This window comes from Streptomyces sp. T12 (assembly GCF_028736035.1).
Classification (GTDB): Bacteria; Actinomycetota; Actinomycetes; order Streptomycetales; family Streptomycetaceae; genus Streptomyces.
Window position 1 is genome coordinate 7,776,885 of record NZ_CP117866.1, and the last position, 21,647, is coordinate 7,798,531.

Below are 21,647 nucleotides of genomic sequence, written 5' to 3' on the forward strand. Positions count from 1 at the left end.
CATGTGGGCGTTGTCGGCGAGTCCGGTTGTCCGTGGTGGACATAGCGACGCCGTCGGGCCCGGGACCCGTCTTCCGCTCCGTCGGCCGCGTAAGCGGTGAACTCCTCAGGAGAGGGCGTTAGATTGGCTCGCTGATGGTGGACGGAGCGGCTGGTCAGGGGGCAAGGGCGATGGACAGCGACGGGACGCAGGACGCGCGGGGTGCGCACGCGACGCCTGTGCCGCGTCCGGCGGTGCCCCCTCAGGCGCCTGCGGTGCCGCCGCGGCCGACGCAGGCACCCGGGCAGGGCGGGCCGGAACGGTTCGCGCAGACACGGCCCGGGTCCGTGGCCGACTGGCTCAATGAGCCCCGGCCGGACGCCCGGCCCGGGATCTGGCGGTTCGGATACCGGCTGCCGAAGGCCGCGCAGGGAGGTGCCGAACGGCTGGCGCCGGTCACTGTCGTCGGGCTGCTCGTTCCGCTGGTCGTGGCGCTGCTCGTGTGGTCGCTGTGGCGGCGTGGCAGCATCCCCTACCAGTACTCCTTGCTGCGGCTGTTCACACCGGACGACTGGTGGTGGGGCGGCACGCTCGCGTCCGCCAAGGACTGGCAGGGTCTGGAGGCCCTCGTCGTCTACAACGGTCTCTTCTTCGCCGTGCTCGTCTACGCGATGGGCCGACTGGGCAGTTGGCCCGATGTCGTCCGCCACTTCGTGGGCAACCGGCCACAGCCCGCGCGGGCGCTGCTCGCCGCCCTGGGCGCCCTGGTCACGCTGAGCTTTGTGTTCCCGAGCGCCTTTCCCGGCGTCTCCTGGGACGCCCTTCCCGTCGTCGCCCCCCTGTTCTCCCTCGTCGCCCTGATCTCGGGCGGCTTCGGCCTGTTCACCTCGGTGCTGTTCACCGACAGTCTGTACACGGTCGTCACCCTGCTGGTCCTGTGGCCGTTCGCCCGGGTCGGCGACTGGTGGGGGTACGTGAAGGCGCGCCTCGCCGCGCGCGGTGCCGCAGCGCGGGAAGACACGGCGCCGGCCATGGACCGGCCGCGCGCCGAGTGGCCGGACCTCCGGCGGGCGGGACAGCACGAGGCGGCCGACCTGCTGACCGGCGAGGTGGCCGGCCACCGTATGAACGACGTGGACTGTGCCCGGTTGGAGCACGCCTGGACCGTGGCGAGGCAGGACGGTTCTCTCGGGACCTTCCGCGACACCGTGCTGCGACAGGGGGGTGCGTCCTGGACCCACCCCTCCGGGGCCAGGGACCTGCCACGCCGCGCGGCCGGCCACGACCTCCTCGAAGGACAGGTGCGCATCGGGCGCTGGGTGGCCGCCGAACGGGCTCCGCGCGCCTACCACGACGTGGGCGCCGCGCTCGGCCCGGACGTGCTGGGTACCTCGCTCCTCGCGATCGGACCGTCCGGGGCGGGCAAGACACGGAACCTGATCGAGCCCGTGACGGAGTCGCTCGCGTTGCAGGCGCTCACCGGTCGGTGCGCCGTCGTCGCGGTCTCCGCCGCGGGCACCCGGCTCGCCGCGGACGCGGCGTTCGACGTGGTCGTACGGATCGGGGATCCCACTTCCGCCCACGACCTGGATCCGTACGCGGAGTCGGAGGACCCGGACGAGGCGGCCGCCATCCTCGCCGAGGGCCTGGTGGGCGACCTGGACACCGTGGGCAGCCAGAGCGCCGCCACCGCGCTCGCGCAGCTGCTCGGCCCCTACCGGGCGGTGCACGGCCGTTTCCCGACCCTGCCGGTACTGCGTGAGCTCCTGGAGGGCGAACCGTCGGCGCTGTCCGCCCTCGAGGACGCGCTGTCGTCCGACGGCCACACCGTGATGCGCCGTGAACTCCAGGCCCGCGTCCGGCAGATGGGGAGCCCGGCCGATGTGGGCCGCGCCCTCGCCGACCGGCTCGCCCTCCTCAACCGGCCGGCCTTCACCGAGTTCTTCGGCGGGGGCGCCGACACCCGGCCGTTCTCCCTGCGTGCCGTGGCCCATCATCCGCTGCGGGTCCGCATCGACCTCCCGGAACAGGGCCACGAGGAGGCCGCCCGCCTGCTGACGAGGCTCGTCCTCGCCCAGTTCAGCGCGGTCGTACGCGGCGGGAAGCGCCGCCACTTCGCCTGCCTGGTCCTCGACGACGCCACCGGGGCGGTCACCGCCGAGTCGGTGCGCCGGATCCAGCGGTTGCGCTCCCAGAACGCGGGCGTCGTCCTCGCCCTGCGCACGATCGGCGACGTCCCCGAGGCCCTGCACGGTCCGCTGTACGGGGCGATCGGCTGCCGTATGGCGTTCTCCGGCGTGACGACTTGGGACGGCAGCCGGTTCGCGCAGACCTGGGGCACCGAATGGGTGGAGACGCGCGAGGTGGCCAAGCACACGGTCTTCGCCGACCAGCCGATGACCCGCCTGATCCATGCCCTGCGCAAGCTCGTCACCGGCAAGGCCGTGACGACGGACGCGGTGACGGTGAAGCAGGTCGAGCGGGAGCGGTGGTCGGCGTCCGAGCTGGCGCACGGGGTGCCGCCGGGGCATGCGGTGCTGTCGCTCACCAGCGTCCAGGGCGAGCACGCGCCGCCGTTGCTGGTGGATCTGCGGGGCTGACCTCGGTATCCGGGCGCCAGGTCACGCGGTGACCGTACGGTGAGGCAGAATCGGCACAGGTCGTTCATACACAGCGGCCAAAAGATCACAGGGGTCACGCCGATGATCACCGCCATCACGCCGATCACACCGATCACCTCGATATTGAAGGCCTCATGCCCCCCACGCTCGCCTCGCTCGTCCACCACTCCGCGCTCAAGCTGACCGTGCGGGCGGGCGAGGACCGCCTGGACGTGCCGGTGCGCTGGGCGCACGTCAGTGAGCTCGCCGACCCGGTCCCCTACATGGAGGGCGGGGAGCTGCTGCTGATCACCGCGCTCAAGCTGGACGCGGAGAACCCCGAGGCGATGCGGCGCTATGTGCGGCGGCTGGTCGGTGCGGGTGTGGTCGGGCTCGGGTTCGCGGTCGGCGTCAACTACGAAGAAATCCCCACGGCGCTGGTCGAAGCGGCGAAGGAGGAGGGCCTGCCGCTGCTGGAGGTGCCGCGCCGCACTCCCTTCCTCGCCATCAGCAAGGCCGTGTCGGCGGCGATCGCGGCGGACCAGTACCGGGCGGTGACGGCGGGGTTCGCGGCGCAGCGGGAGCTGACGAAGCAGGCGTTGACCGACGGGCCGGAAGGGCTGCTGGCCGCGCTGGCGTCCCAGGTGGACGGCTGGGCGGCGCTGTACGACGCGTCCGGTGCCGTGGTCGCGACGGCGCCCGAGTGGGCGGGGCGGCGGGCGGCGCGGCTCACGGCGGACGTGGAGCGGCTGCGGGAGCGGCCCGCGCCGGCGTCGTCCGTGGTCGGCGGGCCGGAACACGAGGACCGGGTCGAGCTGCACACCCTGGGCACGGGGCGGCGGCCGCGGGCGGCGCTGGCCGTGGGGACGGCGGCGGCGCTGGGCACGGCCGAGCGGTACGCCGTGTACTCGGCGATCGCGCTGCTGACGCTGACCACCGAGCGGTCGCGGTCGCTGCACGCGGCCGAGCAGCGGGTGGGCGCGGCGGTGCTGCGCATGCTGCTCGCCGGGGAGCCGGACCATGCGCGGGCCGTGGCGGGAGATCTGTACGGCGAGCTGCTGGACGCGCCCTTCCGGGTGATCGTCGCCGAGGCGGCGCCGGTGTCGGCGGCGCGGGTGGTGGACTCCGGGGCGCGGGTGGCGCTCACCAAGGCGTCCGCCGCGGTGCTGGCCGCCGCGTCCGACACGAACGGCGATCCGCTGGGCGCCCTCACCGAGATCGTGGAGTCCGCGGCGGCTCGGGCCGGGGAGGCGGTGCTCGTCGTGCCGGAGGGGGAGGGCGAAGCGGCGCGGCTCGTGGTGCTCGCCGCGGACGGGGGTGCGGCGGTGGCGGCGTGCGCGAAGTACGCGGCGGCGCTGGAGGCGGCGCGCGCGGGTGACGTACCCGAGCAGCCGGGGGGAGCCGGCGAGGACGAGCTGGTCGTGGGGCTCTCGGCACCGGCCGGGCCCATCGCCGCGGCGGCGGCGTACAAGCAGGCCGAGCAGGCCCTGTCGGTGGCTCGGCGGCGCGGGCGGGTGTGCGTGGAGCACGAGCAGCTGGCGGCGGGGTCGGTGTTGCCGTTGCTCGCGGACGATGCGGTGAAGGCGTTCGCGGACGGGTTGCTGCGGGCGCTGCACGAGCACGACGCGACGGGGCGGGGGGATCTGGTGGCCTCGCTGCGGGCGTGGCTGTCGCGGCACGGGCAGTGGGACGCGGCGGCCGCTGATCTGGGGGTGCACCGGCACACGTTGCGGTATCGGATGCGGCGGGTGGAGGAGATTCTGGGGCGGTCGCTGGATGACGCGGATGTGCGGATGGAGCTTTGGCTCGCCTTGAAGGCGACGTCGGCGGAGTAGGCGGAGTAGGCGGGGTGGGTTGAAGAGACGCCGCTGTGCCAATCCGTCGAAGCCCGACTCCCCACCACTACATCGCGGACAAACGCCCCTCCGTCCCCGCCCCCCTACCGTGGACCCCGACACACCAGGACACCCCCAACGCGGAAGGGCCGGGAATCCACATGACTTCCACCCACGCTTTCTGGCTCGCCGGTCGCCAGGTCAGTGGCGAGGACAGCTTCGATGTCACCTCCCCGTGGGACGGGCGGGTCGTCGGCAAGGTGAGTGTGCCGACGGACGCGCAGATCGAGGAGGCCGTGGCCGCCGCGTACGCCGTCCGCGAGGACTTCGCCGCGACGCCGGCCCACGTGCGTGCCGCCGCCCTCGACCACGTCAGCAGGCGGCTCGTCGAGCGGACCGAGGAGATCGCCCGGCTGATCTCCGCCGAGAACGGCAAGCCCATGAAGTGGGCCCGGGGCGAGGTCGGCCGTGCCGTGTCCGTGTTCCGGTTCGCCGCCGAAGAGGCCCGGCGGTTCAACGGTGGCGAAGCCCAGCGGCTCGACACCGACCTCGGCGGTCAGGGGCGCCTCGCCCTCACCCGACGCTTCCCCAAGGGCGTCGTCCTCGGGATCGCGCCGTTCAACTTCCCGCTGAACCTGTGCGCCCACAAGATCGCCCCGGCCATCGCCGCCGGCGCGCCGATCATCCTGAAGCCCGCACCGGCCACCCCGCTCTCCGGGCTCGTCATCGGTGAGCTCCTCGCCGAGACCGAGCTTCCGGCCGGTTCCTGGAGCATCCTCCCGGTTCCGAACGACCGTATGCCCGCGCTGGTCCAGGACCCGCGCCTGCCCGTGATCTCCTTCACCGGCTCCGAGAAGGTCGGCTACGCGATCATGGACTCGGTGCCGCGCAAGCACTGCACCCTGGAGCTGGGCGGCAACGGCGCGGCCGTCGTGCTCGGCGACTACGCCTCCGACGCGGACCTCGACTGGGCCGCGACCCGCATCGCCACCTTCTCCAACTACCAGGGCGGCCAGTCCTGCATCTCCGTGCAGCGGGTGATCGCGGACGCGTCCGTGTACGACCGGCTCGTGCCGCGCGTCGTCGCCGCCGTCGAGGCCCAGGTCACCGGTGACCCGAGCGACGACGCGACCGACGTCGGACCGCTCGTCAGCGAGGACGCCGCCAAGCGCGTCGAGACCTGGGTGGACGAAGCCGTCGCCGCGGGGGCGACCCTGCTCGCCGGCGGCAAGCGCGACGGCGCCTCCTACGCGCCGACCGTCCTCACCGACGTACCGGCCGACGTCACCCTCGCGTGCGAGGAGGTCTTCGGGCCCGTCCTCACCGTGCAGAAGGTCGAGGGGGAGGCCGCCGCCTTCGCCGCCGCCAACGACTCCAAGTACGGCCTCCAGGCGGGTGTGTTCACGCATGACCTGCAGGCCGCGTTCCGGGCCCACCGGGCCCTTGAGGTCGGCGGCGTCGTCATCGGTGACGTGCCCTCCTACCGCGCCGACCAGATGCCGTACGGCGGCGCCAAGCAGTCCGGTGTGGGCCGTGAGGGAGTGAAGTTCGCGATGGACGACTACACCTACGAGCGGGTGATGGTCCTCACCGGCCTCGCTCTGTGAGCTCTCTGATCCGGTTCGGAATCCCCCCTAGCTTGTGACAATCGTTTTCAGGTAGAGTGGTCCGCATCCCGGGATGAAAAGGGGCCCGGCACCGATGCCTTCCGGTGCCGGGCCCCTTCTTTACGTCAGCCTCTTCCGGACCCTCAACCGGAGAAGCCGACGTGCGCGAGCCGCACCGGGCCGCGCAGCCTGAGGTGGACGTCCCGGACGCCCTCGGCGATGATCTCGGCGCGCTGCGTCGAGTAGTCGTACGGACTCGCATCCGGCGCCTGCGACGTCAGTACGGCGAGCACCGCGCCCCCGTCCAGCGACACCTCGACCACGCCGTCGCCGGACACGGTCGCCGTCACCGCCGTGACGCCGCCTTCGAAGTCGCAGTCCCGGTAGACCAGTTCGGCCGACCTGCCCTGCGCCGGCGTCACCGCGTCGCCCGACGCCTTCGTGCGGTCGACGATCGCCACGCCGCTGTGCTCGTCGAAGTCGGCCGCGTCCAGGCCGCGTCGCAGGACAGGGCGCGGTGCGGCCGCCTCGCCGTCCAGGAGCAGGGTCGTCCGCAGACGGATGTCCTCGCTGGAGGCGCCGGCCAGGATCTCGTACGGGCCCGGCTCGCGGCGCCAGGCGCCCCGCGCCACATCCCAGAAGCCGAAGGACGGCAAGGGGACCTCGAAGGTCAGGGTCGACTGCTCGCCGGGTTCCAGCCGCACCCGGCTGTGCGCCACCAGTTCCCGCCGCGGGCGCGGCACCGTCGGCTCCACCGCGCGCGTGTAGAGCTGGGCGACCTCGTCGGCCGGCACGTCACCGGTGTTGGTGACCGTGAAGGAGAAGTGCAGCGCGTCGTCCGTCACGCGGGTCTCCAGGTCGGCGTAGGAGAAGGCCGCGTAGGACAGGCCGTGGCCGAACGGGAACAGCGGGGTTCCCTCGAAGTACAGGTACGTCTGGCGGCCGCCGATCACGTCGTAGTCGAGGAGGTCGGGCAGGTCGGCGTCGTCGGCGTACCAGGTCTGCGGGAGGCGGCCGGCGGGGGAGACGTCGCCGGCCAGGACGCGGGCGAGGGCGGTGCCGGCCGCCTGGCCGCCGTGGGAGGTCCAGAGGATCGCCGGGAGGGCGGCCGGGTCGACGGCGTAGGGGTACGCCGACACCAGGGCCAGCACCGTTTTCGGGTTGGCCGCGCGGGCGGCGCGCAGCAGGCGCTCCTGATGGGCGGGGAGGGCGAGCGTCGTGCGGTCCTCGGTCTCGCGGCCGTTGATGTGCGGGTCGTTGCCCGCGACCACCAGGACCACGTCCGCCTGTGAGGTGACCCTGGTCACTGCGTCTTCGGCGCTTTCGACGACGATGAGCTCGAAGATTTCCGGATTCGCTTCGGCAACCCTGACGCCGTCGGCGGCGACTGAGACGTGGCGACCCGTACCGAGGTGCCGGAGGAGGTGCCCGTTCGCATGGGGTTCCAGGCGGAATGTCTCCTGGACGACCCAGCCTCCGGGCTGGTCGGCGGAGGCGCGGACACAGCCGTCCTCGGCGACGGAGAGGTAGCGGCCGTCGGGGGCGCGCAGAGTCAGCACGCCCTCGCCCCAGTCGACCAGCGCGAACTCGGTGCCGGCCGGGTCGGTGGTCAGTGGGGGCAGGTCCGTCCGGCCGGCGAGCAGCGCCGGGTCGAGGGCGCCCTCGGCGCCGCGCACCTCGTCGTCGGCGTCCGCCTCGGGGACGTGCAGGAAGGTTCCGGCCGAGGTCTTCAGGCGGATGCGGTCGACGCCCTCCGCGAACTCCACCCGCTCCGCGCCGAACCGCTCGTACAGGCCCTCCAGCGGGGTCGAGCGGTGGATGAGCGTGCCGCTGTACCAGTCGAGCTTGCACTCGTCGGCGAGCAGACCGACCACCGCGAGCCGGGTGCCGGGCGCGAGCGGCAGCAGGCCACCGCTGTTCTTGAGCAGGACGACCGACTGCTCGGCGGCCTCCTGGGCGAGGGCGCGGTGGGCCGGGGTGTCGAAGTCCGTGGTGAGCGCGTGCGGGTCGTACTGCGGGTCGAACTCGCCGAGGCGGAAGCGGACCGAGAGCTGGCGGCGGACCGCCGTGTCGATGTCCGACTCGGTCAGCAGGCCCTGTTCCAGGGCGCCGCGGACCCGTGCGGTGATCTTCGAGCTGTCGGTGCCGTGGTCGGTGAAGCTGTCGACGCCGGCGAGGATCGCGGCCGCCGTGGCCGCCTCGTGGGTGTCGAAGTAGTGCTCGGAATCGACCAGGTTGGACGGCGCACCCGCGTCCGAGCAGACCAGCAGGTCCTCGTCGGTCCAGGCGCGCAGGTGCTCGCGCAGATACGGCGAGACGTGGTTGGGGCGGCCGTTGACCAGGTTGTACGCCGGCATCACGCCGGCCGTCGCGCCCGCCTCGACCGTCTCGCGGAAGGCGCGCAGGTCGTACTCGTGCAGGACGCGCGGGCGGACCGAGGAGGACGTGACGCTGCGGTCCGTCTCGTTGTTGTGAGCCAGCCAGTGCTTGAGGACGGGCGCGGTGCGCCAGTACGTCGGGTGCTCGCCGCGCAGGCCACGGGTGTAGGCGGTGGCGATGGCCGAGGTGAGCTTGGGGTCCTCCGAGTAGCCCTCCTCGTTGCGGCCCCACAGCGGGTGGCGCAGGAGGTTGACGGTGGGGGACCAGACGTTCAGGCCCACGCGGTCGTCGCGGGCGCGCATCGCCCGGACCTCCTTGGACACCGCCTCGCCGACGCGTCGTACGAGGTCGGTGTTCCAGGTCGCGGCCAGGCCCACCGCCTGCGGGAAGACGGTGGCCGGGCCCATCCAGGCCACACCGTGCAGGGCCTCCTGACCGGTGCGGAACCCGTCGACGCCCAGCCGCTCCACGGCGGGCGCGAACTGGTGCAGGAAGCCGATCTTCTCGTCGAGCGTGAGCCGCGACAGAAGGTCGTCGATGCGCTTCGCGAACGGCAGTCGCTGATCGCGGAAAGGCGGCGTAGGCGGCGTTTGTGCGGTCACGTGGGGATCCCCTTGCGGTGGAGCGGCGAGGCGCTTTCGAAGCGCTTCGATGCTCATTCGATCCGGGGGTGGGTGTCAAGACACCCCGGCGCAACAACTCCGACTCCTGACCGTTATTTCAAGCGACACAAGAGAGCGGTCGGATCCTCCACACCCCGGAGGAATCTTGGAAGCGACTCTTGTGCGCCCCCATGCCTTCACTTAACCTCGCAGCAACATCGAAGCGCTTCGACTACGAGGCTCGCCCACTTCAGGGGTGCCCGGCCCTCGGCCAGTGGTCGAAGGGCGCTTCAGCTCAGCCAGATCCACTTAAGACACCGCAGCCGACGGCCCACCGCCGGGTGTCCAGGTGCGCCATGAAGGGTTGACGCAATGACGCCGAATGCCGCCTCCGCCTCCTCCGGACCCAGCCGGAGAAGCTTCCTCGCCTCCACGGCGGTCGCCACCGCAGCGGTGGCCGGTGGGATGCCGCTGCTCTCCGCCTGCGGCGGTTCGGACGGGGGTTCGCGCGACGGGACCACGTCGGGCAAGGACGCGAAGAAGATCCTTCCGGCGTACGCGGCCAGCAACGTGGTGACGCCGGACATCCCGTCCAAGAACGGCTCGTCGATGGGCTTCACGGCCAAGCTCGACGTCGCCACCCTCAAGACCTCGGTCCCGAAGAAGCTCGGCAAGGGCGGCGAGGTCACCATCATGTCGCCGTTCTGGGGCTCGCCGCCGAAGCAGAACAACCCCTACTACACGTCGATGAACGACCTGATCGGCGTCGACGTCCAGTGGCGCAACCAGGACGGCAACACCTACGACCAGAAGCTCGGCGCGGTCCTCGCCTCCAGCGACGTCCCGGACGTGGTCGTCGTCCCCAGCTGGAACATGATGGGCAAGATACCCAGCGCCATCATCAGCAAGTTCGCCGACCTCGGCCCGTACCTGTCCGGGGACAAGGTCAAGGAGTACCCCAACCTCGCGGCGATCCCCAGCGACGCCTGGCAGCGCTCCATCTTCGGCGGCAAGCTGATGGGCCTGCCGCAGCCCGCCCCGTCCGTCGCGACCATCGTGCCCCTCTACCGGCAGGACATCTTCGACAAGGAGGGCTACGAAGTCCCGCGGTCCGCCGACGAGTTCATGGCCCTGTGCAAGGACATCACCAACGCCCGAGCCAAGCGGTGGGCCTGCGGTGACATGAAGTGGACCGCGTTCAACACCTTTGGTGTGCTCGGGGGCGGGGAGAAGCCGCTCTGGTGGAACCTCGTCGACGGCAAGCTGATCAACCGCATCGAGACCCCGGAGTACCTGGAAGCCATCGAGTGGACGCGCAAGCTGTTCGCCGCCGGTGTCGTCCACCCCGACTTCAAGCTGGGCAAGAGCCAGGCGACCGACCCCGCCCCCAAGTTCGCCGCCGGCGAGTTCCTGATCTGGAACAACAACATCGTCAACTGGTACGGCCAGCAGGCCTCCCAGGCCACCCAGAACCCCGACTTCAAGGTCTGGGGCATGGACATCTGGAACCACGACGGCGGTGACCCGACGCTGTACGCCCAGAACCCGGCCGGCATCTTCGCCTTCATCAGCAAGAAGGCCTCCGAGTCCGTCATCCACGACGCGCTGGCGGTCGCCAACGTCACCGCGGCGCCGTATGGCACCAAGGAGTGGATGATGACCAACTACGGCGTCGAAGGCACGCACTACACGATCAAGGACGGCGTCCCCGTCAAGAACGACAAGGGCAACAACGAGGTTCTCAACGCCTTTGTCATGGTGGCGAGCCCCGCCGCCACCACCGCCCACCCCGACCTGCCGGACTACACCAAGGCCATGGTCGAGTGGGAGCAGCGGATGGGCGCCTTCACCAAGAAGTCGTCCTTCTGGGGCCTGCAGATCACCGAGCCCTCCCGCTACACGAACCTCGCCAACGACTTCGAGCAGCTCGAGGACGACATCATCCGCGGGCACAAGAAGATCAGCGACATGCAGCAGGCCGTCTCCGACTGGAAGAGCAAGGGCGGCGACAAGCTGCGCGACTGGTACAAGAAGCTTCTGGACGAGAACGGCTCGGCGGCGAGCTGACCAGGCTCTGAGGCAAGGAGAACGGCTGTGTCCCACAGCACGGTGCCTCGGAGCAGTGCCGAGGCCAGCACGCCGGTGAAGAACCCGGGGGCGTCTGCCGACGTCACCGGGGCCCGCGAGGAACGAGGCTCGGGCAAACTGAGCCTCGGGCTCAGGTTCAGACGCGACCGCGTCCTGATATTCATGACGCTGCCAGCCATCGTGCTGATCCTGGTCTTCAACTACCTGCCGATCCTCGGCAACGTCGTCGCCTTCCAGGACTACGACCCCTACATCAGCGACAACGGCATCATCTCCATGCTGAACAGCCCCTTCGTGGGCATGGAGAACTTCCAGCGGATCTTCGAGGACTCGGCCTTCTGGAACGCCGTCGAGAACACGCTGGTGCTGTTCTTCGTCCAGCTCCTGCTGTTCTTCCCGATCCCGGTCCTGCTCGCACTGCTCATCAACAGCGTGGTCCGGCCCCGCGTGCGGGCCTTCGCACAGGCCGTGCTCTATCTCCCGCACTTCTTCTCCTGGGTGCTGGTCATCGCCGTCTTCCAGCAGATGTTCGGCGGCGCGGGGATGCTCTCCCAGCTGCTCCGGCAGAACGGGTACGACGGCCTCGACATCATGACCAACCCGGACACCTTCCCCTTCCTGATCACCGCGCAGAGCGTGTGGAAGGACGCCGGGTGGGGGATCATCGTCTTCCTCGCCGCCCTGGCCTCGGTCAGTCCGGACCTGTACGAGGCCGCCGCGATGGACGGCGCCGGACGCTGGCGCCGCATGTGGCACGTCACGCTTCCCGCCCTGCGCCCGGTGATCGCCCTCCTGCTCGTACTGCGTGTCGGCGACGCCCTGACCGTCGGGTTCGAACAGATCCTGCTGCAACGCGACGGCGTCGGACCGGGCGCGGGGGAGGTCCTCGACACCTTCGTGTGGTGGAACGGCGTGCGCAACCAGGACTTCGGCTACGCGGCCGCCGCCGGTCTCGTCAAGGGCGTGGTCAGCATCGGCCTGGTCCTCGCCGCGAACAAGGTGGCCCATCTCATGGGCGAGCAGGGGGTGTACAAGAAATGACGTCCGTGATGTGGGAGCCGCGCCAGGACACCGAGCCGGTACAGCAGAAGGCGCCCCGCTGGTGGGCCGCGCCTCCGCGCCCGTCGTGGGAGGAAAGTCCCTCCAGGGCCGGCCTCGCGGGCAAGGGCATCGCCCTGTCGTTCGCCTGTCTCGCGATCCTCTTCCCGCTGTGGATCGTGATCGTCACCAGCCTCTCCTCGCGGAAGACCATCGACGAGGCGGGCGGCCTGGTGATGGTGCCCAAGGGCATCACCTTCATCGCCTACGAGGAGCTGCTCAGCGGCGGCCAGGTCACCCGCGCCGCGATCATCAGCATCCTCGTCACCCTGGTCGGCACGCTGTTCTCGATGTCGGTGTCCGTCCTGTGCGCCTACGGTCTGTCCCGCAGCGGGTCCCTCGGCCACCGCTGGATCCTGATGCTGCTGCTGGCGACCATGTTCTTCAGCGCCGGCCTCATCCCCACCTACCTGCTGGTGCAGTCCCTCGGACTGACGGACACCTATCTCGCGCTGATCCTGCCGAGCGCGATCAGCGTCTTCAATATCCTGGTGCTGCGCGGCTTCTTCATGGGGATCTCGCAGGAACTCATCGACAGCGCGCGCATCGACGGCGCCGGGGATCTCCGGATCCTCTGGCGGATCGTCATGCCGCTGTCGCGGGCGGTTCTCGCGGTGATCACGCTGTTCTACGCCGTCGGGTACTGGAGCGCCTGGTTCAACGCGTCGCTGTATCTGAACCAGCAGGACATGATGCCGTTGCAGAACGTCATGATCCAGCTGGTGCAGAGGCAGCAGGCGCCGGTCGGTCTGGGCCAGGCCATCAAGACCGGTCAGCTGTCGGGGCTGGCCGTTCAGATGGCGGTCATGGTGATGGCCTTGCTGCCGGTGGCTGTGCTGTCCCCCTTCGTCCAGAAGCACTTCAAGAAGGGCATGCTCACCGGCGCCGTCAAGGGCTGATCGGCGCCCACTCGATGGGTGCTTCGGTTGTTCGGCGGCTGCGGGTTGTTTGTGGTTGGTCGCGCCCACGCGGCGGAGCCGCATATCGATAGAGCCCCGCGCCCCTTCGGGGCGCTTCACTCCCCCTTTCCTTCAGAACGACGAGGTATGTGTCATGCATGCGTCCCGCCCTAGCAGACGCACCGTTCTCGCCGGGACCGCGGCCACCGCCGCGCTCACCACGCTTCCGTCCCTCACAGGGCGCGCGGTCGCCGCCGAGCCCACAGCCGCCGCCGGCCAGGCGTACCGCTGGCGCACCGCCGTCATGGGCGGTACCGGATTCGTCACCGGCGTCCTCTTCCACCCCTCCGTGCGCGGGCTCGCCTACGCCCGTACCGACATCGGTGGCGCCTACCGCTGGGACGACCGCACCGCGAACTGGGTCCCGCTGACCGACCACCTCGGCTGGGACGACTGGAACCTCCTCGGCGTCGAGGCCATGGCCGTCGACCCCGCCCACCCGGGCCGCATCTACCTCGCCCTCGGCACCTACGCCCAGTCCTGGGCCACCAACGGTGCCGTCCTGCGCTCCGACGACCGCGGCGCCACCTGGGCCCGCACCGACCTCACCGTGAAGCTCGGCGGCAATGAGGACGGCCGGGGTGCGGGCGAGCGGCTGCTCGTCGATCCGAGGGACAGCAACACGCTGTGGCTGGGCACCCGGCACGACGGGCTGCTGAAGTCGACCGACCGAGGGGCCACTTGGGCCGCCGCCTCCGGTTTCCCGGGCGCCCCGAGCGCGAGCGGCCAGGGCGTCACCCTCCTCGTCGCCGCCGGGCGCACCCTCTACGCCGGGTGGGGCGACGGCGACGGCACGTCGGGGACGAAGAACCTGTACCGGACCAGCGACGGCACCACCTGGGAAGCCGTCCCCGGCCAGCCCACCGGCACCGCCGCCAAGGTCCCGATCCGCGCCGCGTACGACCGGGGCACCAGCCACCTGTACGTGACGTACGCCAACGCGCCCGGCCCCAACGGCCAGTCCGACGGCAGCGTGCACAAGCTGTGCACCCTCAACGGCAAGTGGACCGAGGTCACGCCCGTGAAGCCCGGCGGCACCACGGCCGACGGGTCGGCCGACACCTTCGGGTACGGCGGCGTCGCCGTCGACGCCCGTCGGCCCGGCACGCTCGTCGTCTCCACCAACAACCGCTGGGCGGAGGTCGACACGGTCTTCCGCAGCACCGACGGCGGCCGCACCTGGACGTCCCTGAAGGACACGGCCGTCCTCGACGTCTCCGAGACCCCCTTCCTCAAGTGGGGCCAGGACAAGCCGAAGTTCGGCTGGTGGATCCAGGCCCTCGCCCTCGACCCGTACGACTCCCGGCACATCGTCTACGGCACCGGCGCGACCCTCTACGGCACGCGGGACCTGAAGAACTGGGCCCCGCAGATCCGCGGCCTGGAGGAGACGTCGGTTCGCCAGCTGATCTCGCCCCCGGTCGGGGAGGCGCACCTGATCAGCGGCAACGGGGACATCGGCGTGATGTACCACGAGTCGCTCACGGCATCCCCCTCGCGCGGCATGGCATCGAACCCCGTGTTCGGGTCGGCGACGGGACTCGCCCAGGCCGCGGCCAAGCCGGCCTACGTCGTCCGGGCCGGCTGGGGCGACCACGGCAACGGCGCCTACTCGAACGACGGCGGGCAGACCTGGGCGCCCTTCGCGGCCCAGCCCTCCATCGCCAAGGACGCACCGGGGCCGATCGCCACCAACGCCGACGGCAGCGTGCTGCTCTGGGTCTTCGTGCACTGGGACGGCACGAAGTACCCCGCCTACCGCTCCGCGGACAACGGTGCCACCTGGTCCGAGGTCTCCTCCTTCCCGAAGGGCGCCACGCCGGTCGCCGACCCGGCCGACCCGACGCTCTTCTACGCGTACGACACCGACACAGGAACGCTACTCGCCAGCACTGACAGTGGCCGTACCTTCACCGCCCGTGCGAGCGGACTGCCCTCCGGCGACAGCCAGTTCGAGCTGGTCGCGGCGCCCGGGCGCTCCGGCGACCTGTGGCTGAGCGTGAAGGGGAACGGTCTCCACAGGTCCACCGACGGCGGGGCGACCTTCACCAAGGTCGCCGGCTGCCGGGCCTCGCACACCCTCGGCTTCGGCAAGGCCGCCGCCGGCGCCGACTACCCGGCGATCTACATGGTCGGCTCCACCGAGACGATCACCGCCGTCTACCGCTCGGACGACGAGGCGAAGACCTGGGTGCGGATCAACGACGACCGGCACCAGTGGGGCTGGACCGGCGAGGCGATCACCGGCGACCCGCGGATCCACGGCCGCGTCTACGTCGCCACCAACGGGCGCGGCGTCCAGTACGGGGACCCGGTGTGATGTCGGAACCACAACGGCCGACCCTCGCCGACGCCACCCGTGGCCGCATCCTCTTCGGCGGCGACTACAACCCCGAGCAGTGGCCCGAGGAGACCTGGCACGAGGACGTCCGGCTGATGAAGGACGCCGGGGTCAACTCGGTCACCCTCGGCGTCTTCTCCTGGGCGAAGCTCGAACCCCGGCCGGGGGCACGGGAGTTCGGCTGGCTCGACCGGCTGATGGACCTCATGCACGACAACGGCATCGGGGTCGTCCTCGCCACCCCGACCTCCTCGCCCCCGCCCTGGATGGGACGGCTGCACCCCGAGACGCTCCCGCGCGACGAGGACGGCCGGACCGAGTGGTGGGGCGGCCGGCAGCACTTCTCGCACTCCAGCGCCACCTACCGGCGTTACGCCGCGGCCATCACCGAGGACCTCGCCGCCCGCTACGGCAGCCACCCGGCCCTGCGGATGTGGCACATCAACAACGAGTACTGCACCTACGACTGGGGCGACGAGGCCGAGGCCGCCTTCCGCCGCTGGCTCCAGGACAAGTACGCCAGCCTCGACGCCCTCAACGAGGCCTGGGGGACCGCCTTCTGGAGCCAGGGATACGGCGACTGGTACGAGGTCCTGCCGCCGCGCCACGCCCACTACATGAAGAATCCGACCCAGGTTCTGGACTTCAAGCGGTTCACGTCCGACGCGCTGCTGGAGTGCTACCTCGCCGAGCGCGACATCGTCGCCCGGCACACCCCGCACATCCCGGTGACGACCAACTTCATGCCGTTCTGGCAGGGGCAGGACGCGTGGGTCTGGGTCGAGCAGGAGGACGTCGTCTCCGTCGACATCTACCCGGATCCGCGTGATCCGTTCGGCGGGCAGTACGGGGCGCTGGTGCACGACATGACGCGTTCGCAGGCCCGCGGCGGTCCCTGGATGGTCATGGAGCAGGCCGCCGGGCCGGTCAACTGGCGTGGGGTCAACCACCCCAAGCCGGCCGGCCTCAACCGCCTCTGGTCCCTCCAGGCCGTGGCCCGTGGCGCCGACGCCGTCTGCTACTTCCAGTGGCGGCAGTCCCGGCAGGGCTCGGAGAAGTTCCACTCCGGCATGGTCAGCCACGCCGGGGAGCACGGCCGCACCTTCCAGGAGGTCAAGCGGATCGGCGCCGAGCTCGCCCTGCTGAGCGAGAAGGTGGCCGACACCCGGGTCGAGGCCGCCGAGGTCGCCGTACTCCTCGACTGGAACGCCTGGTGGGCGAGCCAGCAGGACGGGCGGCTGTCCTCCGAGGCCGAGTACCCGCAGGTGGTCCGCGCCTGGCATCGCGCGCTGTGGGAGGCGCACACCGTCGCGGACTTCGCTCACCCCGAGCACGACCTGTCCGCGTACAAGCTGGTCGTCGTCCCGCAGCTGTACCTGATGACGGACGCGGCCATCGACCACCTCGTCGCCTACGTCGAGGGCGGCGGCACCCTCGTCGCCGGCTTCCAGACCGGCGTCGCCGACGAGGACGACCGGGTGCGGGCGGGCGGCATGGACGCCCGTCTTCGCGACCTCTTCGGGATCCGCGTCCTGCACGAGTGGTGGCCGCTCGACGCGGGGGAGAAGGCCGATGTCGAGGGCTTCCACGGCACCCTGTGGTCCGAGGAGATCGAGGCGGCGGACGGCGTGGACGCCGTGATGCCCTACAAGGGCGGCGAGTTGGACGGGCTCCCCGCGGTTCTGCGCAAGGGCCGCGCCTGGTACGTCTCCACCCTTCCCGAGCCGCACACCCTGCGCACGCTGCTCGCCGACATCGCCGCCGGCGCGGGCGTACGGCCGGCCCTCACCGGGCTCCCGGCCGGGGTGGAGGCGGTCCGCCGGGGCGGGCTGCTGTTCCTGCTCAACCACGGGCGCGACGGCGTCACCGTGCCGGTGCCCGGCCGCTACCGCGACCTGCTGACCGGCGCGGATGCCACCGACCGGGTGGAGCTGGGCCGGTACGGCGTGGCCGTGCTGGAGGCCGCCCCATGAGCGGACCCGTACACGGCACCTGGGAGCCCGCCCCCGCAACCCGCTGGGAGGACGCCTTCCTGAGCGGGAACGGCCGACACGGCGTCATGGTGTTCGGAGATCCGAACGCCGACCGGGTCATCGTCAATCACCACACGCTGGTCCGCCCCAACGGCAGCGAACACGCCCGTCCACCCGCCCTCGCCGCCGAACTCCCGCAGCTTCAGGACCGGTTGCTCGCCGGAGACGTCACGGCGGCCGAGGGCTTCACCGACGGACGGGAGCTGCAGTGGGTGCAGCCCTTCCATCCCGCTTTCCAGGTACGACTGCGCCGGTCGGCAGCCGAAGGGGAACTCGACGGCTACCGCCGCGAGGTCGACTTCACCACCGGCGCCTGCACAGCCACTCGCGGCGGCTGGCGGAGCCAGGTCTTCGTCTCCCGCGCGGACGACGTCATCGTCCAGTACGTCACCGAACCCGGCCTCACCGCCGACGTGACCCTGGACCACCAACTGCCCGGCGCCCCCTACAACCTGGCGGTCGGACACAGTGCCGTCCTCACCCCCGACGGCGCACTCCTCACCCTCCGCGTCCGCTACCTCGGCAGCGACCGCGCGTACACGGGCGTCACGCTCGCCCTGGTCACCGGCGGCAGCACCCGCACCTCCCTGCCGGGCATGCGTGTCGAGGGCGCCCGCTCGCTGCTCCTCCTCACCCGGGTCCAGCGGCACACCGGCGAGCTGGACGCCCTCGCCGAGGCGCGAGCGCTGCGTGCCCTGCTCCCCGACGGCGACGAGGACCCGTACGACCGCCTCCTCGCCCGCCACACCGACCTGCACCGCCCGGCCTACCACCGCGTCGGCCTCGACCTCGGCGCCGACGACAGCGAAAGGGCCCTGCCCGGCTCGGAGTTGGTGAGCCGCCCGAAGAGCCCCGCCCTGCTGGAACGTCTCTTCGCGGCCGGCCGCTACCATCTCCTCTCCGCCTCCGGCATGCTCCCGCCCCGCCTCACCGGCCTGTGGACCGGCGACTGGGACACGGCGTGGTCTGGCGCGTTCACCACCGACGCCAACGTCAACCTTCAGACCGCGTCGGCCGCCGCCGCAGCGCTCCCGGAGGTCACCGAGGCCCACGCCGCCCTGATCCACGGCCAGGTCGACCACTGGCGCGACAACGCCCGCGCGATCTTCGGCATCCGCGGCGTGGTGGCCCCCGCCCACACCGACGGCGAGTCCGGTCACCTCTACCACTTCAGCCGCGAGTACCCCCTCCACCTGTGGACCGCCGGCGCCGACTGGCTCCTCAAACCCCTCGTCGACCACGACGAGACACGCGGCGACCGCGACCCGCGCACCACCGCCGTCCTCGCCGAAGTGGCCCGGTTCTACGAGGACTTCCTCACCCGGACCGACAGCGACGGCAACCTGGTCGTCGTCCCCTCCTACTCACCCGAGAACCGCCCGGCGAACGCGAGCTGGGGCACTCTCAACGCCGCCATGGACCTCTCGGCGGCCCGGCATGCGCTGCTCACGGCGGCCGACTACCACCCGGACACCCCGGAGGCCGACCGCTGGCGCGCCCTCGCCGACCGCCTCCCGCCGCACCGGATCAACGCCGACGGAGCCCTCGCCGAATGGGCCTGGCCAGGCCTTGAGGACACCTACGACCACCGCCACCTCAGCCACCTCTACGGCGTCTGGCCGCTCGACGAGATCACCCCGTACGACACCCCCGACCTCGCCGCGGCCGCCCACCGCGCCCTCGAACTGCGCGGCGCCGAGAACGACTCCGCGCACGGCCACCTCCACCACGCCCTGATCGCCGCCCGCCTCAGGGACGGCGACCGGGTCGCCCACGCCCTCGACCAGGTGCTGGGCGGCGACTTCTTCCACGCCTCCCTGATGAGCGCCCACTACCCGAACCGCGACGTCTACAACGCGGACGCCGCGCACACCCTGCCCGCCGTACTGATCGAGATGCTCGTGCAGTCGACCCCGGACCGACTGGTCCTGCTGCCCGCGCTGCCGACGGCGTACCCCAGCGGCGAACTGCGCGGAGTGCGCACCCGGTTCGGCTCCGAGATCGACCTCACCTGGACGCGGGACGGTGCCACTGCCGTCGTCCGGCCGAGCCGTACCCACCGCGTCGAACTCTGGACTTCTTCCGGCACAGAATCCCTCCACCTGGTTGCCGGAGAAGACCACGTCCTCACCCTGAGGGCGTGGTAGCTCCCCATCCCCCCACCCATGGAAGGGACACCATGGCATCACGTACCTTGAGCCGGGTCACCAAGGTCCTGCTCGCCCCCGCCCTGGCGCTCGGCGCCACCGTCGGCCTCGCCTCCGCCCCCGCCTCCGCCGCGGTCTGGAACTCCTGCGACCAGTGGGGCAACACCAGCCTGAACGGCTACACGCTCTACAACAACATCTGGGGCTCCGGCGCCGGCAGCCAGTGCATATGGGCCAACTCCGGCACCAACTGGGGAGTCTGGGCCAACCACCCCAACACCGGCGGCATCAAGTCCTACCCCAACTCCACGAAGGCGATCAACAAGACGATCGCCTCCCTCGGCTCGCTCACCAGCAGCTACAACGTCACCGTCCCGTCGGCCGGCGCGTACAACACGTCGTACGACATCTGGGACACCGACCACGACTACGAGATCATGCTCTGGGTCAACTACAACGGCGCCGTCGGTCCGATCGGCACCTCGCAGGGCAGCGTCAGCCTCGGTGGCCACACCTGGAACGTCTACAAGGGCAACAACGGCGCGAACGAGGTCTTCTCGTTCCTGCGGACGTCCGACTCCAGCTCCGGCACCGTGAACATCAAGCCGATCCTCAGCTGGATCGCGGGCACCAAGGGTTGGATGTCCAGCAACGAGACCATCGGTGACGTCCAGTTCGGCTACGAGATCACCTCGTCGTCCGGCGGGCTCGACTTCAACACCAACAACCTGACCGTCAGCAGCAGCTGACATGCCTTCAGGGCCGGGGTCGGTCCGCGTCCCTTCTCAGGTGCGGTCGACCTCGGCCCGCAGTGCGTTGTAGTCGGCGAAGGCGGACTCCACGTCGGCGCGGGTCAGGCCGTAGCGGGCCAGGTCGTAGCGGTGCGGGCGGGTGCCCTTCGGGCGGGCGACGGCCCCGGGGAGCCGGGCGGCCTCGGCGTCGGTCCAGCGGGCGCCGACCGCGTCGTAGAGCTTGGGCGCGCCCGTGGCCGGCTCGGCGGCGAGCCAGGCGTACGGGGCGTCCACCAGGGCGTGGGGCGGGATGGCGGCGCGGGCCGCGAGGCCGCGGGTCATGGCGTGGCTCAGCAGGTCGAGCCAGAGGGTGCCGATGCGGTGCAGGTCGAGGGGACGGGTGCTGACGGCCATGCCGTGCTCGATCAGGCTGCAGAAGGAGGCCACCACGGTCACCGGGTCGCGGTGGCACCACACGATCGTGGCGTCCGGGAAGACCGTGCGCAGCGCGTCGAGGTTGCCCAGGTGCATGGGGGACTTGAGGATCCAGCGGCGGCGCGGGCGGCCGTGCTGGAGGACCTGGAACACCTGCTTGAGGTACCGGTAGTCGTCGACGAAGTCCCGCTCCCGGTACCACGCCGCGTACTCGGGGATCAGCGCCTGCGACAGCGGCATCAGGGCGTGCGGCAGGGCGAAGGTGCACTCCTCCGGGCCCTCGGCGGCCATCGCGTGGATGTCGCGGAAGCGCGGCGCGAACAGGTTGGTGCCCTGCACCAGCCGACGTCCTGCCGTGACCGCCTTCCGGCGCTGACGGGGCGGCAACTCCAGGTCGGGCGTGAGCAGTTCCCACAGCAGCGGGCTTCGGTGTGCGGCGGAGAGCGACAGCACGGCGTGTGTGACGGTGGTCGCGGTGCGCGGCAGGCCCACGACGAACACCGGCTTCTCGATCGGTTCCCGCTCGATCTCGGGATGCCCGGCGATCAACCGACGCACGCGGGCCCGGTTGGCGAGATGCCGGCGCACGAAGACCTGCGCGGACTGCCAGCCGACCGGGGTCAGGTTCTCGGCCTTCGCCCACCAGCCCAGCAGCACCCGGAAATCGTCGACGAACTGCCGGTCTCCCGGTGTCTCCCCGGCCTCCACCGCGATCCGGTCGAAGACCCGGTCGTGCTCGCGACGGGAGCCGAAGGTCGGCCGCAGTAGCAGATCGGCCAGGGTGAGGGCTATCGGAGGCGAGGACACACGGCG

Annotated in this window: 12 protein-coding genes; 10 read left to right on the forward strand and 2 right to left on the reverse strand. The window is 71.1% G+C overall.

All coding sequences use genetic code 11. The features are described 5' to 3' along the window. The first annotated feature begins 170 nt into the window (after positions 1-170). The 3 genes from PBV52_RS35085 (at position 171) to PBV52_RS35095 (ending at position 6,021) form a co-directional block, all read left to right on the forward strand. Positions 171-2,579 (forward strand): ATP/GTP-binding protein, encoded by a 2,409-nt coding sequence (locus PBV52_RS35085; RefSeq protein ID WP_274243879.1) that lies wholly within the window; start codon positions 171-173, stop codon positions 2,577-2,579. A 155-nt stretch (positions 2,580-2,734) separates the two neighbouring features. After that, positions 2,735-4,414, forward strand: a complete 1,680-nt coding sequence (locus PBV52_RS35090) for a PucR family transcriptional regulator (RefSeq protein ID WP_274243881.1) — start codon at positions 2,735-2,737, stop codon at positions 4,412-4,414. 161 nt (positions 4,415-4,575) lie between these two features. Next, the gene (locus tag PBV52_RS35095) at positions 4,576-6,021 is read left to right on the forward strand and encodes an aldehyde dehydrogenase family protein (RefSeq protein ID WP_274243883.1); all 1,446 of its coding nucleotides are present in this window, start codon (positions 4,576-4,578) and stop codon (positions 6,019-6,021) included. Positions 6,022-6,164: 143 nt separating this feature from the next. Here PBV52_RS35095 and PBV52_RS35100 read toward each other — a convergent pair whose 3' ends face one another. Further along, on the reverse strand, positions 6,165-9,002 hold the full coding sequence (locus PBV52_RS35100) for a glycoside hydrolase family 3 C-terminal domain-containing protein (protein WP_274243885.1): 2,838 nt from the start codon (positions 9,000-9,002) through the stop codon (positions 6,165-6,167). A gap of 372 nt (positions 9,003-9,374) precedes the next feature. Here PBV52_RS35100 and PBV52_RS35105 point away from each other — a divergent pair, with 372 nt between their 5' ends. The 7 genes from PBV52_RS35105 to PBV52_RS35135 all read left to right on the forward strand — a co-directional run bounded on the left by PBV52_RS35105 (position 9,375) and on the right by PBV52_RS35135 (position 20,417). Beyond that, on the forward strand, positions 9,375-11,069 hold the full coding sequence (locus PBV52_RS35105) for an extracellular solute-binding protein (protein WP_274243887.1): 1,695 nt from the start codon (positions 9,375-9,377) through the stop codon (positions 11,067-11,069). A gap of 27 nt (positions 11,070-11,096) precedes the next feature. Further along, a complete protein-coding gene (locus PBV52_RS35110) occupies positions 11,097-12,131 on the forward strand; it encodes a sugar ABC transporter permease (RefSeq protein ID WP_274243890.1) in 1,035 nt (344 codons plus the stop codon). Continuing rightward, complete coding sequence (locus PBV52_RS35115; RefSeq protein ID WP_274243891.1) at positions 12,128-13,087, forward strand: carbohydrate ABC transporter permease; 960 nt, start codon at positions 12,128-12,130, stop codon at positions 13,085-13,087. Before PBV52_RS35110 ends, PBV52_RS35115 begins: the two co-directional genes overlap by 4 nt. A gap of 154 nt (positions 13,088-13,241) precedes the next feature. Next, positions 13,242-15,467, forward strand: a complete 2,226-nt coding sequence (locus tag PBV52_RS35120) for a sialidase family protein (RefSeq protein WP_274243893.1) — start codon at positions 13,242-13,244, stop codon at positions 15,465-15,467. Beyond that, positions 15,467-17,461 carry a beta-galactosidase gene (locus tag PBV52_RS35125; RefSeq protein WP_274243895.1) on the forward strand — a complete coding sequence of 665 codons (1,995 nt, stop codon included), beginning with the start codon at positions 15,467-15,469 and terminating at the stop codon, positions 17,459-17,461. The genes PBV52_RS35120 and PBV52_RS35125 overlap by 1 nt, the downstream gene beginning before the upstream one ends. Then, positions 17,458-19,668 carry a glycoside hydrolase N-terminal domain-containing protein gene (locus tag PBV52_RS35130; protein WP_274243898.1) on the forward strand — a complete coding sequence of 737 codons (2,211 nt, stop codon included), beginning with the start codon at positions 17,458-17,460 and terminating at the stop codon, positions 19,666-19,668. Before PBV52_RS35125 ends, PBV52_RS35130 begins: the two co-directional genes overlap by 4 nt. Positions 19,669-19,700: 32 nt before the next feature. Continuing rightward, a complete protein-coding gene (locus tag PBV52_RS35135; RefSeq protein ID WP_274243900.1) occupies positions 19,701-20,417 on the forward strand; it encodes a hypothetical protein in 717 nt (238 codons plus the stop codon). A gap of 36 nt (positions 20,418-20,453) precedes the next feature. Here PBV52_RS35135 and PBV52_RS35140 read toward each other — a convergent pair whose 3' ends face one another. Beyond that, positions 20,454-21,641, reverse strand: a complete 1,188-nt coding sequence (locus PBV52_RS35140; protein ID WP_274243901.1) for a sulfotransferase — start codon at positions 21,639-21,641, stop codon at positions 20,454-20,456. Positions 21,642-21,647 lie beyond the last annotated feature (6 nt).

Bases quoted from the DNA above. Each gene is read 5' to 3' on its own strand.
- PBV52_RS35105 (WP_274243887.1), top strand. From the start codon at position 9,375: ATGACGCCGAATGCCGCCTCCGCCTCCTCCGGACCCAGCCGGAGAAGC.
- PBV52_RS35090 (WP_274243881.1), top strand. From the start codon at position 2,735: ATGCCCCCCACGCTCGCCTCGCTCGTCCACCACTCCGCGCTCAAGCTG.
- PBV52_RS35115 (WP_274243891.1), top strand. From the start codon at position 12,128: ATGACGTCCGTGATGTGGGAGCCGCGCCAGGACACCGAGCCGGTACAG.
- PBV52_RS35130 (WP_274243898.1), top strand. From the start codon at position 17,458: ATGAGCGGACCCGTACACGGCACCTGGGAGCCCGCCCCCGCAACCCGC.
- PBV52_RS35135 (WP_274243900.1), top strand. From the start codon at position 19,701: ATGGCATCACGTACCTTGAGCCGGGTCACCAAGGTCCTGCTCGCCCCC.
- PBV52_RS35095 (WP_274243883.1), top strand. From the start codon at position 4,576: ATGACTTCCACCCACGCTTTCTGGCTCGCCGGTCGCCAGGTCAGTGGC.
- PBV52_RS35085 (WP_274243879.1), top strand. From the start codon at position 171: ATGGACAGCGACGGGACGCAGGACGCGCGGGGTGCGCACGCGACGCCT.
- PBV52_RS35120 (WP_274243893.1), top strand. From the start codon at position 13,242: ATGCATGCGTCCCGCCCTAGCAGACGCACCGTTCTCGCCGGGACCGCG.
- PBV52_RS35125 (WP_274243895.1), top strand. From the start codon at position 15,467: ATGTCGGAACCACAACGGCCGACCCTCGCCGACGCCACCCGTGGCCGC.